This is a genomic window from Isoptericola sp. NPDC056618, from assembly GCF_042792715.1.
Lineage (GTDB): Bacteria > Actinomycetota > Actinomycetes > Actinomycetales > Cellulomonadaceae > Isoptericola > Isoptericola nanjingensis.
In genome coordinates, this window is the sequence record NZ_JBHTVZ010000004.1 from 21,600 (window position 1) to 35,798 (window position 14,199).

Sequence of the window (14,199 nt, forward strand, 5' to 3'; positions counted from 1 at the left end):
TCGGGGCGGCGCTCTCCGGCCACCTCCCCCCCCCCCCGCCCGCCCAAACCCTGCCTTTCTCCTTATACAAAAACCCCCCTTTTTTACAATAACCCCCCCCACGCTCGATGCGTAGGGGACGCGTCAGGCGGGCTGCCAGCGGCCGCCCCACCGCCGGGTGAGCGTGCCGCCGAAGGTGTCGGCCAGCGCGTCGACGCGGTCGTGGACGGCGTCCGCCACGCGGTGCGCGGCGGCGTCGTCGTCCGCGGTGAAGCGGACCGTGATGCGTGCCCGGCCCCGCACCACGCCGACGTCGTACGCCTCGACGGTGACGAGCTCGCGCGCCGCGTCGGCCGCGGCGGGCAGCACGTCGGCGGGGTCCACCCCAGGCTGCAGCAGTCCGACGGCGAGGCTCACGCGGTAGGAGGGCACCCGGCGATCCTGTCATCCCCACGGGCACCGTCTCGTCACAGGTCGCACCGGTCCCGGACACCTGTGCCCCCGTAGACTCGCGGCCGTGACCGATCGCCCGCACGATGCAGCGCCCGTTCCGGCGCTCGTCGGCCCCTCGACCGCACCCGTACCCGTTCCTGCGCCCGTCACCGGCCGGGGCTCCCGCTCGGCGAGCGTCGCCCTGGAGATCGCCGTGCAGGACGTCGCGGGCGCGCGCGACGCCGTGGCGGGCGGCGCGGACCGCCTCGAGCTGTGCGCCGCCCTCGCCGGGACGGGCGGGCTCACCCCGTCGACCGGCATGGTCGCCGCCGTCGCCGACGCGCTGCGCGGCTCGGGCGTCGGCGTGCACGTGCTGGTGCGCCCGCGGGCCGGGGGCTTCGTCTTCGCGGCCGACGAGGTCGACGTGCAGGTGCGCGACGTGCGCGCGGTGCTCGACGCCGGGGCGGACGGCGTCGTCGTCGGCGCCATGACGGCGGACGGCGCGGTCGACGCCGCGGCGCTCGCGGCGTTCGTGGCCGCGGCCGGCGGCGCGGACGTCACGTTCCACCGCGCGATCGACCAGGTGCCCGACCCGGTCGCCGTCCTCGACGTCCTCGCGCGCGCGGGCGTGCGCCGCGTCCTCACCTCCGGCGGCGCCCCGCGGGCCGGCGAGGCCCTCGACGTCCTGGCGGCCCTCGCGACGCGCGGCCGCGAGCTCGGCGTCGAGGTCATGGCCGGCGGCGGCGTCCGCCTGGACGACGTCCCCGCCCTCGTCGGCGCGGGCGTGCACGCCGTCCACCTCTCCGCCAAGCGCACGGTGGTCGCCGACGGCGGGCCCGGGGGCGGCGGCAGCAGCGGTTACGACGTGACCGACCCCGAGGTCGTGGCCGCGACCCGTGCCGCCCTCGACGCCGCGCTCGCTGCGACGAGCGACGCCGGGGCGGGCGCATGACCGGCCTCGCGCAGGCCGCCGCGGTCGCCGCCTCCGCCACCGACCCGGCGGAGGGCTACGACGGCTTCATCGGCTGGGTGCTGGGCCTGATGACCACGCTCGGCGAGATCGGCGTCGGCGCCGCCGTCCTCATCGAGACGTTCGTGCCGCCCATCCCGTCCGAGGCCGTGCTGCCGGCGGCCGGCTTCCTCGCGTACGACGGGCAGATGAACGCCTGGCTGGCGATCCTCGCCGCCACCATCGGCGCCGTCGTCGGCGCCTGGGTCTGGTGGTACCTGGGGTGGCTGCTCGGGCGCGACCGCACCCGGGCGATCGTCGACGCCATCCCCCTCATGGACGGCTCCGACTTCGACAAGGCCGAGGCCTTCTTCGCGAGGTGGGGGCGCATCGCGGTCCTGGTGGGGCGCTGCGTGCCGCTCGTGCGCAGCTTCATCTCCATCCCCGCGGGCATCGAGCGCATGCCGTTCTGGTCGTTCACGCTGTACACCGCCATCGGCTCCGGCGTGTGGAACGGCATCTGGGTGGGGCTCGGCTACGCCTTCGGCCCCGCCATCGAGCCCGTGCTGGCGCGGTGGAGCGGCATCATCTCGAACGCCGTGCTCGTCGTCATCGGGCTGCTCGTGCTCTGGTTCGTGGTGGTGCGGCTGCGGCAGCGCCACCTCGCCCGCCGCGGTCCGCGCGAGCCCGAGCGCCGGCACGGGCGCGCCCGCTGACGGCCGAGGCAGTTCGTATCACCGCGAGGTAGTACGGGCTCCCGTACTACCTCGGCGGGGGCGCCGTGGAGGCGCGGACGACGAGCGACGTGGGCAGGCGGAGGTGCCGCTCGCGGGCGGTGCCCTCGAGGAGGTCGAGCACCATGCGGAGCGCCTCGGCGCCCATGCGGTGCAGGGGCTGCGCGACGGTGGTGAGCGGGGGAGCGCTGCCCCAGGACTCGGGGATGTTGTCGAAGCCGACGACGGACAGGTCCTCGGGGACGCGCAGGCCGAGCTCGGCGGCGACGCCCAGCACGTGGATGGCGGACAGGTCGTTCGCGGCGAACACGGCGGTGGGCCGGTCCGGCCGGTCGAGCAGGGTGCGCACGGGCGCGTCGGCGAGGTCCGGCCGGTAGCCGCCGACCTTGATGAGCAGGGGGTCGACGGCGATGCCGGCGCCCTCGAGCGCCTGCCGGTAGCCCAGCTCGCGCAGGCGGGCCGACTCGAGGTCGGCGCGGCCGCCCAGGTGCGCGATCCGTCGGTGGCCGAGGTCGATGAGGTGCTCGACGGCCTCGCGCGCGCCGGTCGTGTTGTCGGAGTCGACGGTGGGGGTGCCCTCGGGCCCGGTGTGCGGGTCGACGGCGACCACGGGCACGGGGGAGTCCGCCGACATCACCATGGTGGGCGTCACGACGATCGCCGCGTCGACCAGGGTGCCGGCCAGCCGCGACAGCGACCGTCGCTCCCAGCCCGTGCGCGCGCCGCCGTCGGTGCGGCCGGCGTAGGCGAGGAGCTCGTAGCCGGTGCCGTCGACGGCGGCCGAGATGCCCTTGAGCAGCTCGGTGGAGTACGGCTCGAACTCGGCGACGAGCACGCCGATGACGTTGGTGCTGGTGCGGCGCAGGCTGCGGGCGACCAGGGAGGACTCGTAGCCGAGCTCCTCGACGACGGCGAGCACCCGCTCGGACGTCACGGCGGCCACGCCGTACCGGTTGTTGACGACCTTCGACACGGTGGCGACCGAGACGCCGGCGACGCGCGCGACGTCGGAGATGGTGACGCGCCCGGCGACGGGCGCGGGGGGACCCCTGGACGGGTCGGCGGCGGTGCTCACGAGTCGACAGTATGCGCCATGCGGGCGACGGTCACGCGGCGTTCTCGGCCTCGGAGGCGACGACGGGTGAGGTTTCGAAATCGTTATCGACAACGATTGACGGTGAGCCGGTCGGCCTGCCACTCTCATGCCAGGAACACTCCTACCTCGCGGCAGCGTCGCTGCCGTGCCCGTCGACGAGGACAAGGGATCGATGATGACGAGGACGAGGATCATGCGCGGCGCCACCGCGGTCGCGCTCGGGACCACCGTGGCGCTCCTGGGCGCCGCCTGCGCGGGCCAGGGCACCGGGTCGCAGGGTAGCGACGACGGCGGCAGCAGCGCCGACGCCAGCACGATCACGTGGTGGCACAACTCGAACACCGGCGACGGCAAGGAGTACTACGACAAGGTCGCCGCCGACTTCGAGAAGGACCACCCCGGCACGACCGTCGAGGTCAGCGCCATGGCCCACGAGGACATGCTCACCAAGCTCGACGCCGCCTTCCAGGCGGGCGACGCGCCCGACGTGTTCATGGAGCGCGGCGGCGGCGAGCTCGCCGACCACGTCGAGGCCGGGCTGCTCAAGGACCTGTCGGAGCCGGCGGCCGACACGATCAGCACCATCGAGCCGTACATGTCCGGCTTCCAGGTGGACGGCGCGTCGTACGCGCTGCCGTTCTCCATGGGCGTCGTCGGCTTCTGGTACAACAAGTCGCTGTTCGAGAAGGCGGGGATCACCGAGACCCCGACCACGATGGACGAGCTCTACGCCGCGTTCGACAAGCTGCAGGCCGCGGGCATCACGCCGGCCTCGGTCGGTGCGGGCGACAAGTGGCCCGCCGCGCACTACTGGTACTACAACGTGATCCGCCAGTGCTCGGCCGACGCCCTCGACACCGCGGTCACCTCGGTCGACTACTCCGACCCGTGCTTCGTCAAGGCGGGCGAGACGCTCGACGAGCTGCTCGCCACGGAGCCGTTCAACAAGGGCTTCCTCACCACCCCGGCCCAGACCGGCGCGACGTCGGCCTCCGGCCTGCTCGCCTCGGGCAAGGTCGCGATGGAGCTGGCCGGACACTGGGAGCCCGGCGTCATGCAGGGGCTCACGGAGGACGGGTCGGGCCTCGGCGACGACACGGGCTGGTTCTCCTACCCCTCGATCGACGGCCAGCAGGGCACCGACGGCGCCCAGATGGGCGGCGGCGACGCCTGGGCCGTGTCGAAGGACGCGCCCGACGTCGCGGTCGACTTCGCCCAGTACCTCCTGAGCGACGAGGTCCAGCAGGGCTTCGCCGAGCTCGACATGGGCCTGCCGACCAACCCGACGGCCTCGGAGAAGGTCTCCGACCCCGCCCTGGCGGAGCTGCTGGAGGTGCGTGACAGCGCGCCGGAGATCCAGCTCTACCTCGACACGCTGCTCGGCGCGTCCGTGGGTGGCGCGATGAACGACGCGATCGCCCTGCAGTTCGCCGGCAAGGCGACCCCGCAGGACGTCGTCGACGCGGTGCAGTCCGCCGCGGAAGCGGACCAGTGACCGGACGATGACGGACACCGCAGTCCGGTCCGCCGACCGTGCCCCGGCACGGTCGGCGGACCGCCGTCCGGAGCGCCGCGGCAGGTCCGCCGTGTGGCGCAAGCGGGCGGAGATCGCCCTGTTCGTGACGCCGGCGCTCGCGCTGCTCGTCGCGTTCGTCGTCGTCCCCGTGGCCACCGCCGTGCAGATGTCGCTGTACAGGTGGAAGGGCTTCGGGCCGATGGTCGACTTCGTCGGCCTGCGCAACTACGTGTCGGTGCTGACCAACGAGGTCTTCACGGACGCCGTCGTGCACAACCTCGTCATCGTGGTGGGCTCGATCCTGCTGCAGCTCCCGCTGGGGCTCGCGATCGCGCTGCTGCTCAACCGCAAGATGTGGGGCCAGGGCCTGCTGCGCACCATCATCTTCGTGCCGTACGTGCTGGCGGAGGTCATCGCCGGCGTCGTGTGGTTCCAGCTGCTGCAGCCGGAGTACGGCGTCATCGACACGATGCTCGCCGCCGTGGGCCTGCACGGGCCCGAGCAGGGCTTCCTCGGCACGCCCGAGTACGCGTTGTGGACCGTGCTCGTGGTGCTCACCTGGAAGTACCTCGGCCTCGCCGTGATCCTCTTCCTCGCGGGGCTGCAGGGCGTGCCCCAGGAGCTCTACGAGGCCGCCCAGCTCGACGGCGCCTCCTGGTGGCAGGTGCAGCGGCGCATCACCATCCCGCTGCTCGGCCCGACCATGCGCACGTGGGGCTTCCTGTCGATGATCGGCTCGCTCCAGCTCTTCGACATGGTGTGGATCCTCACCGGCGGCGGGCCCGCCAATGCCACGACGACCATGGCGACGTTCCTCGTCAACGAGGGCACCAAGCGGCAGAACTTCGGCATCGCCGGCGCCGCCTCCGTGGTGCTGTTCGTCATCGCGCTGGTGCTCGCGCTCGCGTACCAGAAGTTCATCCTGAGCCGCGACAGCAAGGAGGGCGGCCGATGAGCGCCGTGACGACCCCCGCCCGCACGTCCGGCCCTGCCCCCGCCCGCGGCGGCCGCAGGACGACGTTCTCCGGCGGGAACCCGCTGGTCTACGCGATCGCGCTGGTCGTGGTGGCGGTGACGCTCGGGCCGGTGCTGTACGGCGTGCTGGGCGGGTTCCGCACCAACGCCCAGCTCGCGGAGGATCCGGCCGGCCTGCCCAGCCCGTGGGTGTGGGACAACTACGCCGGCGTGCTCTCGGCCGACTCGCCGTTCTGGGGCTACTTCCTCAACTCCACGATCATCGCCGTCGTCACGACCGCCGTCGTCGTGGTGTTCGGCATCATGGCCGCCTACCCCCTCGCGCGGTACCGCTTCAAGGGGCGCGAGGCGCTGTTCATGGTGTTCGTGATCGGGCTGCTGTTCCCCGCGACCGTGGCGATCATCCCGCTGTTCATCCTGATCACGCAGAACTACCACATGGGCAACACCTGGTGGGGGGTGGCGCTGCCGCAGGCGGCGTTCGCGCTGCCGATGACGGTCGTCATCCTGCGCCCGTTCCTCCAGGCGCTGCCCACCGAGCTCGAGGAGGCGGCGCAGCTCGACGGCGCCAGCCGCATCGGGTTCTTCTGGCGGATCCTGCTGCCCCTGTCCGGGCCGGGGATGGTGACCGTCGGCGTGCTCGCGTTCGTCGGCTCCTGGAACGCCTACCTCCTGCCCCTGCTGCTGCTGCAGGGCGACATGCGGACGCTGCCCCTCGGCGTCGCCGACTTCTCCTCGGAGCACTCGGCGGACACCGCGGGCGTGTTCGCCTTCACGACGCTGGCGATGATCCCTGCGCTGGTGTTCTTCCTCGCGATGCAGAAGCGCATCGTGAACGGCCTGCAGGGAGCCGTGAAGGGATGACCCAAGGAGAGCACGTGACCCACCCTGTCCCCACGGTGCCGGAGCTGCCGGCGCTGCCCGTGGTGTCCGAGCGCGTGACCGCGCTGCACGCCCGCATGACCCTGGAGGAGAAGCTCGCGCAGCTGGTCGGCTACTGGCTCGACCAGGGCGGCGACGTCGTCGCCCCCATGCAGGGCGAGATGGCCGCGGGCGACGGCGGCCGCCTCGAGGAGGTCACCCGGCACGGCATCGGCCACTACACCCGGGTCTACGGCACGCGGCCGGTGGACCCGGCGGAGCGCGCCGCCTGGCTGTGGGCGGAGCAGCAGCGGCTCCGGCGCGAGACGCGGCTCGGCATCCCCGCCCTCGTGCACGAGGAGTGCCTCACGGGCCTGTCCGCGTGGAAGGCGGCGACGTTCCCCACGCCGCTCGCCTGGGGCGCGTCGTTCGACCCCGACCTCGTGGCCGAGATGGGCGACGTCATCGGGCGGTCCATGCGGGAGCTCGGCATCCACCAGGGCCTCGCGCCCGTGCTCGACGTCGTGCGCGACCCCCGCTGGGGCCGCGTCGACGAGTGCATCGGCGAGGACCCGTACCTCGTCGGCACGGTCGGCACCGCGTACGTGCGAGGCCTGCAGGACGCCGGCGTGCATGCGACGCTCAAGCACTTCGTCGGGTACTCGGCGTCGCGCGCCGGGCGCAACCACGCGCCCGTCTCGGCGGGGCCGCGCGAGATGGCCGACGTCTTCCTGCCGCCGTTCGAGATGGCGGTGCGCGACGGCGGCGTGCGGTCGGTCATGGCGTCGTACGTCGACGTCGACGGCGTGCCGATGCACGCCAGCCCGGAGCACCTCACTGGGATCCTGCGCGACGAGTGGGGCTTCGACGGCACCGTCGTCGCGGACTACTTCGGCGTCGCGTTCCTCGAGGTGATGCACCGGGTCGCCGCCGACCGCGGAGAGGCGGCCGCGCAGGCGCTCGCGGCCGGCCTCGACGTCGAGCTGCCGTCGGGCGACGCGTACCTCGAGCCGCTCGCGGAGGTCGTCCGCGCGGGCGGCCTGGACGAGCGGTACGTGGACCGCGCCGTGCTGCGCGCCCTCGCGCAGAAGGAGGAGCTCGGCCTGCTCGACGACGACGCCTTCGCCGGCGAGCCGCCCGCCGTGGTCGACCTGGACTCGCCCGCCCACCGCGACGTGGCGCGCCGCCTGGCGGAGGAGTCGCTCGTGCTCCTCGGCAACGACGGCGTGCTGCCGCTGACGGGGTGGAGCGCCGCGCCGTCGCGCGTCGCCGTCGTCGGCCCCAACGCTCACCGCAGCGACGCGCTCATGGGCTGCTACTCGTTCGCCAACCACGTGCTGGCGCACCACCCCGAGGTGCCGAAGGGCTTCCACATCCCCACCGTGTTCGAGTCGCTCGGCGGCGCGTTCCGCACCGCGGGCCTGCCGCAGCCCGAGCTCGTGCACGCCGCGGGCTGCGACGTCGAGGGCGAGGACACGTCCGGCTTCGCCGAGGCGGTCGCCGCCGCGTCGTCGGCGGACGTCGCCGTCGTCGTCGTGGGCGACCACGCGGGCCTGTTCGGCCGCGGGACCGTGGGCGAGGGCAACGACGCGGAGTCGCTGGAGCTGCCCGGCGTGCAGCGCGGGCTCGTCGAGGCCGTGCTCGCCACCGGCACCCCGGTCGTCATGGTGGTGCTCAGCGGCAGGCCGTACGCGATCGACTGGGCGCTCGACGTCGCCGGGGACTCCGACGACCGCCGCCCGGGCGCGGTGCTCCAGGCGTTCTTCCCCGGCGAGGAGGGCGGCACGGCCGTCGCCGCGGCGATCGCCGGCGCGGTGAACCCGTCGGGCCGCCTGCCGGTGTCGCTGCCGCGGTCGGCCGGGGCGCAGCCGTACTCGTACCTGCACCCAGTGCTCGGCGGTCCGTCCGACGTGACGTCCACCGACTCGACCCCGCTGCGGCCGTTCGGCTTCGGCCTGTCGTACACGACGTTCGCGTACACCGACCTGGCCGTCGACGGCGAGGTCGGCGCGGGCGGCACGTTCGCAGCCGCCGTCCGGGTGACCAACACCGGGACCGTCGCCGGCTCGGACGTCGTGCAGCTCTACGGGCGCGACGTCATCGGGTCCGTGACCCGGCCCGTCGCGCAGCTGCTCGCGTACCGCCGTGTGGCGCTCGAGCCGGGGGAGTCCGTCGTCGTGACGTTCGACGTGCCGACGACGCGGCTCGCCTTCGCCGACCGCCGCCTCGTGCGCGTCGTCGAGCCGGGCGACGTCGAGGTGTGGGTGGGGGCGCACGTGGCCGCCACGCCCGACGCCGAGGCCGAGGACGTGCAGCACGCCACCGGCGGCGCCATCACCAGCGCCCGCCGCTCGGAGAAGCGCGACCTGCCGGGGACGGCGACGCGGCGCGCGACGCTCGTCGTCACCGGCGACACCTACGAGGTGACCGTCGGCGACCCGCGGGTGGTGACGTCCACCGTGGCGTGACGGTCGCTGCGGGTCAGCCCGCCTCCGGCACCCGGCCGCTCGCCGCACGGAACCGTGCGGCGAGCGGCCTTGCCGTGACCAGCACGAACACGCCGAACAGCGACTGCGGCACGAGGCCCGCCAGGCCCTCGCCGGTGGTGGCGAGCACGGTCCCGTTCACCGCGACGTCCGCGACCATCACCACCACGCCCAGGACCACCCCGGCCCGACGGCGCAGCAGGAGCAGCGCCACGACCAGCGGGTCGACAAGGGTCAGCGCCACCCAGAACGCGCGGACGCCGGCGGGGAACCCGGCGTAGACGTCGGCGCCTCCCAGCACCAGGTCGACCACGTGGGTCGCGGTGCCCACGAGGAACCCGGCCATCCAGAGCAGGCGCACCACTCCCAGGGCGCGTACGGACCACCGTGGCGGGGGCACCACCCCAGAATGAGGCATGGCCCGCCTGCTGCACGTCGTCCGGTCCGTCGTCGCGCCGATCACCCGGACGCGCGCGTTCCGGGCCGTCGCCCCCGCCGCAATGCCGCCCCTGGAGCGCGCGCTGGCGCGGCTCACGCGCGGCCGGTTCCAGCTCTCCGCCGTGCTGGTGCCCTCGCTGGTGCTGCACACCGTCGGGGCCCGGTCCGGCGAGCCGCGCGACGCCTACCTCATGTACACGCCCGTGGGCGGCGGGCGGCTCGTGGTCGCGGGCACGTCGTTCGCGCGCGACCGGCACCCCGCGTGGACGTACAACCTGCTCGCGCACCCGGACGCCGCCGTCAGCATCCGCGGCCGGCGCTTCGACGTCCGCGCGACACCCGTCACCGACGACGGCGAGCGGGACGCGCTGTGGGCGCGCATCGAGGCGCAGTGGCCCGGGTACCGCGCCTACGAGCGTGAGTCCGGGCGGGTGGTGCGACTGTTCGTGCTCGAGCGGGCGGGCTGACGGTCAGGCGCCCCGAGCCCGGTACGCGGTGGGCGACACCCCGTGCGTGCGGGCGAACCGGCGCGAGAAGTACAGCGCGTCGTCGTAGCCGCACGCCTGCGCGACGGCGGCGACGGGCAGGTCGGTGGAGTCGAGCAGCTCGCGGGCCCGCGCGAGCCGCAGCCCGGTCTGGTACTGCAGCGGCGACGTGCCCACCCGAGCGCGGAAGCGCGCCCCGAGCTGGGACGGGCTGAGGCCGACCATCGCCGCGAGCGACCCGACCGACGTGCGGTGCGGCGTCGTCGCCCGCAGGTGCTCGACGACCCGCTCGACCGGGTCGGGGGACGGCCCAGGGGAACGCCGCCCGGTCGCGACGACGTGCGCGAGCGCGTGCCACGCCGCCCCCGCGGCCCGGACCAGGCCGCCCGCCGTGCCGTCGTCGAGCGCGTCGATGACCTGCGAGACGAGGCTGGCGAGGGCGGCCGGGTCACGCAGGTGGGAGACCGGTCCGCCCGCGGCGGCGCGGGCGGCACCCGCGAGCTCGTCGGCGTCCCGGCCCGCCGCGTGCAGCCACCAGAGGGTCCACGGGTCGCGCTCGGCGGCGGCGTACTCGTGCGGCGTCCCGGCCGGCACGAGCACCACGTCCCCGGGCCGGACGTCGAACCGGCCGTCCGGTGTGCGGCACCAGCCGGCGCCGTCGGTGCAGACGAGCAGGACGTGCTCCCGGGCGCCGTCGGGTCGCGACCGCCCGTGGCGGGCGGCGTGCGGGAAGAACCCGGCGTCCGTCACCACGAGCCGGCCCGTCACCGGGCGCGCGAGCGCCGTGCGGACCGTCGGGCGCGGCACGACGACCATGCGCTGACCGGCGAAGCCGTCGCGCAGCGCGCCGCCGCTCTCGACCGTGCGCTCGACCGTCGTTTCGTCCATGTGCGCCAGGGAATCGCCCATCGTGCGGCGCCGTCAAGCGGCCTACGTTCGTCGCATGCCAGGAGAAGAGTCGCGGATCGTCCTGCCGTCCGCCCCGGACAGCCTCGCCGACCGGCCCGTGCGCGGGTGGCGCGAGCCGGTGTCCATCGACACGTATGACGTCGGCGAGCCGGACCGGTACCCGGCATACCTGGACCAGCGGGTGTACCAGGGGTCGTCGGGGGCGGTGTACCCGATGCCGTTCGTGGACCGCGTCGAGCAGACCAAGGCACCCCGCGAGTGGGACGCGATCCACCTCGAGAACGCGTACGTACGCCTCATGGTGCTGCCCGAGCTCGGCGGGCGCATCCACGTGGGCGTGGACCGCACGCGCGGCTACGACTTCTTCTACCGCAACGACGTCATCAAGCCGGCGCTGGTCGGCCTGCTCGGGCCGTGGCTCTCGGGCGGCGTCGAGCTGAACTGGCCGCAGCACCACCGCCCCGCGACGTTCCTCCCGACGGAGGCGTGGGTCGAGCACGAGCCGGACGGGGCGGTGACGGCGTGGTGCTCCGACCACGACCCGTTCGCGCGCATGCAGGGGATGCACGGCGTGCGGCTGCGCCCGGACAGCGCGCTCGTCGAGCTGCGGGTGCGGCTCGTCAACCGGACCGACGACGTGCAGACGTTCCTGTGGTGGGCCAACGTCGCCGCTGCGGTGCACGACGACTACCAGGCGTTCTTCCCGACCGACGTCGCCGTCGTCGCCGACCACGCCAAGCGCGCCGTCACCACCTTCCCCGCGGCGTCGGGCCGCTACTACGGCGTCGACTACCCGGCGCAGCGCACCCCGGAGCGCCCCGACGGCGACCGCCTGGACCGGTACCGCAACATCCCCGTACCGACGTCGTACATGTGCCTCGGCTCCCAGGACGACTTCTTCGGCGGCTACGACCACGCCGCCAGCGCCGGGTTCGTGCACTGGGCGGACCACCGGGTCTCGCCCGGCAAGAAGATGTGGACGTGGGGGAACGCGCCGTTCGGCTGGGCCTGGGACCGGCACCTCACCGACACGAACGGCCCGTACGTGGAGCTCATGGCGGGCGTCTTCACCGACAACCAGCCCGACTTCGCGTTCCTGCGCCCGGGCGAGACGACGGCCTTCTCGCAGTACTGGTACCCGATCCAGGACGTCGGCCCGGTGCACCAGGCGACGCGGGAGGCCGCCGTCCGGCTCGACGTCGAGGGCACGGCGGTCCGCGTCGGCGTCGCGGCGACGTCCCCGCGGCCCGGGGCGCGGGTCGTGCTGCGCGCCGGCGGCGAGGTGCTGCTGGACGAGCTCGCCGACCTCGCGCCCGGCGCGCCGCTGGTCCGCGGGCTGACGGGCCCCGCCGGCGTCGACCCCAGCGCCTACGAGCTGGTCGTGGAGCACGCCGGCGCGACCCTGGTGGCCTGGCGTCCGCGGGCCGCCGCGGCTCCCGACGCCCCGGTGCCGGCGCCGGCCACCGAGCCGCCCGCGCCGGCGGAGATCGGCTCCGTCGACGAGCTGTACGTCACGGGGCTGCACCTGGAGCAGTACCGGCACGCGACGCGCTCGCCGGAGCCGTACTGGGCGGAGGCGCTGCGCCGCGACCCGGGGGATGCGCGGTGCGCGACGGCGCTCGCGGCGCGGCGGGCGCGCGCGGGCCGGCTCGACGAGGCCGAGCGGCTGCTGCGTACCGCCGTCGCGCGGCTCACGGCGCGCAACCCCAACCCGCGCGACGGCGAGGCGCACTACCGGCTGGGCGTGGTCCTCGCCCGGCAGGGCCGCGCGGCCGAGGCGCGCGAGGCGCTGGGGCCGGCGTCCTGGGACCAGGCGTGGCGGGACGCCGCGGCCGTCGCCACGGCTCGCCTCGACCTCGCCGACGGGCGCGACGCCGAGGCCGCGGAGCAGCTGGACGCGCTGCTGCGCCGCAGCCCCGAGCACGTGCAGGGGCGCAACCTCGCGGCGGTCGCCGCCCAGCGGACCGGGGACGCGGCGCGCGCCCGCGACCTCGTGCGCGGGACGCTCGCCGTCGACCCCCTCGACGCGTGGGCGCGCGACCTCGGCGCCCGGCTCGGGCTCGCCGTCCCGGTCGGCCCGACCTCCGACCCGACCATCGCGCTCGACGTCGCGCTGGAGCACGCGTCGGCGGGAGAGGCGGCGGCCGCCGTCGGGCTGCTGGAGGACGTCGCGACGCGCCCGTCCCCCCGCGGGCAGCGGGACGTGCGGGCCCTCGCCCTGCTGCACCGCGCCGACCTGGAGCTGGCCCGTGGCGACCGGGCGGCCGCGGCGGACGCGCTCGCGCGGGCCCGGCGCGCCCCGCGCGACTGGGCGTTCCCGGCCGCCACGGACGACGACGCCCTCGCGCGGCTGCGCCGGGCGTGGCCGCAGGACCCGCTCGTGGCCGGGCTGGCCGGCCACCGCCTCTACGCGGCGGGCCGGCGCGAGGACGCGGTCGCGGCCTGGGAGGTCGCGGCGTCGGGCGACGGGACCGACCCCGTCGTGCTGCGGAACCTCGGGGTCGCGGCGTACAACGTGCGCGGGGACGCCGCGGCGGCCGCCGGCTGGTACGCCCGTGCGCGGGCCCTCGCCCCCGACGACGCCCGCCTGCTCTACGAGGCGGACCAGCTCGAGGGGCGGCGGGGCACGCCCCCGGAACGACGGCTGGCGACGTTGCTCGACCGGCCCGACCTGGTCGGTGCCCGGGACGACCTGTCGGTCCAGCTCGCGCAGCTGCTCACCGCGCGCGGCCGCGCGGCCGAGGCGCTCGACGTCCTGGGCGGCCGGGCCTTCCAGCCGTGGGAGGGCGGCGAGGGCCGGGTGCTGGCCGCCTGGGACGCCGCGCACCTGGACCTCGGCCGCCAGGCCCTGGACGGCGGCGACGCCACCTCCGCGCTGGCGCACGCCACCGCGGCCCTGACGCCCCCGGAGTCCCTGGGGGAGGCGCGCCACCCGCTCGCCAACACCGCCGACCTGCACCTGCTGCTCGGCGACGCCCTCGCCGCGCTCGGGCGCGGCGACGAGGCCCGGGACGCCTGGCGCACCGCGGCCGACCAGCAGGGCGACTTCGAGGGCATGGCCGTCCAGGAGTTCTCGGAGCGGACGGCCGCCTCCGTGGTCGCGCTGCGCCGGCTGGGCCGTGACGACGACGCGCGGCGCCTGCGCGACGGGCTCGCGCGCTACGTCGAGGAGGAGGCGGGCCGCCGGGCGACCGTCGACTACTTCGCGACGTCGCTGCCCGCCATGCTGCTGTTCGCCCACGACGTGCAGGAGGACCACGACGACCGGGTCCGGGCCCTGCGCGACCAGCTCGCCGCCCTCGACCGGCACGCCGCTCCCGCCTCGGCCTGACCCGCCCG

General features: G+C 75.1%; 12 protein-coding genes. 8 read left to right on the plus strand and 4 right to left on the minus strand.

The genetic code is table 11. From position 1 onward, the window contains the following. Positions 1-123: 123 nt before the first annotated feature. Entirely contained in the window at positions 124-411 is a 288-nt protein-coding gene (locus tag ACFQ8T_RS07505; RefSeq protein WP_430545924.1) for a hypothetical protein, read from the minus strand. 202 nt (positions 412-613) lie between these two features. On the opposite strand from ACFQ8T_RS07505, the gene ACFQ8T_RS07510 reads away from it, so the two are divergent. Both ACFQ8T_RS07510 and ACFQ8T_RS07515 read left to right on the plus strand, forming a co-directional pair. Beyond that, a complete protein-coding gene (locus tag ACFQ8T_RS07510; protein ID WP_430546142.1) occupies positions 614-1,363 on the plus strand; it encodes a copper homeostasis protein CutC in 750 nt (249 codons plus the stop codon). After that, positions 1,360-2,076: a DedA family protein gene (locus ACFQ8T_RS07515; protein ID WP_430545925.1), complete on the plus strand. Its 717-nt coding sequence runs from the start codon at positions 1,360-1,362 to the stop codon at positions 2,074-2,076. The genes ACFQ8T_RS07510 and ACFQ8T_RS07515 overlap by 4 nt, the downstream gene beginning before the upstream one ends. Positions 2,077-2,122: 46 nt before the next feature. Here the strand turns inward: ACFQ8T_RS07515 and ACFQ8T_RS07520 are convergent, their stop codons facing one another. After that, positions 2,123-3,169, minus strand: a complete 1,047-nt coding sequence (locus tag ACFQ8T_RS07520; protein ID WP_430545926.1) for a LacI family DNA-binding transcriptional regulator — start codon at positions 3,167-3,169, stop codon at positions 2,123-2,125. Between the two features lie 196 nt (positions 3,170-3,365). On the opposite strand from ACFQ8T_RS07520, the gene ACFQ8T_RS07525 reads away from it, so the two are divergent. From ACFQ8T_RS07525 to ACFQ8T_RS07540, 4 genes are read left to right on the plus strand one after another with little or no spacing between them, the layout of a single operon-like run. Continuing rightward, positions 3,366-4,685: an ABC transporter substrate-binding protein gene (locus ACFQ8T_RS07525; protein ID WP_430545927.1), complete on the plus strand. Its 1,320-nt coding sequence runs from the start codon at positions 3,366-3,368 to the stop codon at positions 4,683-4,685. 7 nt (positions 4,686-4,692) lie between these two features. Next, positions 4,693-5,661, plus strand: a complete 969-nt coding sequence (locus ACFQ8T_RS07530) for a carbohydrate ABC transporter permease (RefSeq protein WP_430545928.1) — start codon at positions 4,693-4,695, stop codon at positions 5,659-5,661. Beyond that, the gene (locus ACFQ8T_RS07535) at positions 5,658-6,545 is read left to right on the plus strand and encodes a carbohydrate ABC transporter permease (protein WP_430545929.1); all 888 of its coding nucleotides are present in this window, start codon (positions 5,658-5,660) and stop codon (positions 6,543-6,545) included. Before ACFQ8T_RS07530 ends, ACFQ8T_RS07535 begins: the two co-directional genes overlap by 4 nt. Beyond that, positions 6,542-9,010: a beta-glucosidase gene (locus ACFQ8T_RS07540; protein WP_430545930.1), complete on the plus strand. Its 2,469-nt coding sequence runs from the start codon at positions 6,542-6,544 to the stop codon at positions 9,008-9,010. Before ACFQ8T_RS07535 ends, ACFQ8T_RS07540 begins: the two co-directional genes overlap by 4 nt. Before the next feature lie 13 nt (positions 9,011-9,023). Here ACFQ8T_RS07540 and ACFQ8T_RS07545 read toward each other — a convergent pair whose 3' ends face one another. Further along, positions 9,024-9,428, minus strand: coding sequence for a hypothetical protein (locus ACFQ8T_RS07545; RefSeq protein ID WP_430545931.1), 405 nt, complete (start codon positions 9,426-9,428; stop codon positions 9,024-9,026). A 16-nt stretch (positions 9,429-9,444) separates the two neighbouring features. Here ACFQ8T_RS07545 and ACFQ8T_RS07550 point away from each other — a divergent pair, with 16 nt between their 5' ends. Further along, entirely contained in the window at positions 9,445-9,933 is a 489-nt protein-coding gene (locus ACFQ8T_RS07550) for a nitroreductase family deazaflavin-dependent oxidoreductase (RefSeq protein ID WP_430545932.1), read from the plus strand. A gap of 3 nt (positions 9,934-9,936) precedes the next feature. Here the strand turns inward: ACFQ8T_RS07550 and ACFQ8T_RS07555 are convergent, their stop codons facing one another. Further along, positions 9,937-10,839 carry a helix-turn-helix domain-containing protein gene (locus tag ACFQ8T_RS07555; protein ID WP_430545933.1) on the minus strand — a complete coding sequence of 301 codons (903 nt, stop codon included), beginning with the start codon at positions 10,837-10,839 and terminating at the stop codon, positions 9,937-9,939. 55 nt (positions 10,840-10,894) lie between these two features. Here ACFQ8T_RS07555 and ACFQ8T_RS07560 point away from each other — a divergent pair, with 55 nt between their 5' ends. Further along, the gene (locus ACFQ8T_RS07560) at positions 10,895-14,191 is read left to right on the plus strand and encodes a DUF5107 domain-containing protein (RefSeq protein WP_430545934.1); all 3,297 of its coding nucleotides are present in this window, start codon (positions 10,895-10,897) and stop codon (positions 14,189-14,191) included. Positions 14,192-14,199 lie beyond the last annotated feature (8 nt).

Coding starts and splice junctions, on each gene's coding strand:
- ACFQ8T_RS07515 (WP_430545925.1), top strand. CDS start 1,360: ATGACCGGCCTCGCGCAGGCCGCCGCGGTCGCCGCCTCCGCCACCGAC.
- ACFQ8T_RS07525 (WP_430545927.1), top strand. CDS start 3,366: ATGACGAGGACGAGGATCATGCGCGGCGCCACCGCGGTCGCGCTCGGG.
- ACFQ8T_RS07530 (WP_430545928.1), top strand. CDS start 4,693: ATGACGGACACCGCAGTCCGGTCCGCCGACCGTGCCCCGGCACGGTCG.
- ACFQ8T_RS07535 (WP_430545929.1), top strand. CDS start 5,658: ATGAGCGCCGTGACGACCCCCGCCCGCACGTCCGGCCCTGCCCCCGCC.
- ACFQ8T_RS07540 (WP_430545930.1), top strand. CDS start 6,542: ATGACCCAAGGAGAGCACGTGACCCACCCTGTCCCCACGGTGCCGGAG.
- ACFQ8T_RS07550 (WP_430545932.1), top strand. CDS start 9,445: ATGGCCCGCCTGCTGCACGTCGTCCGGTCCGTCGTCGCGCCGATCACC.
- ACFQ8T_RS07555 (WP_430545933.1), bottom strand. CDS start 10,839: ATGGACGAAACGACGGTCGAGCGCACGGTCGAGAGCGGCGGCGCGCTG.
- ACFQ8T_RS07560 (WP_430545934.1), top strand. CDS start 10,895: ATGCCAGGAGAAGAGTCGCGGATCGTCCTGCCGTCCGCCCCGGACAGC.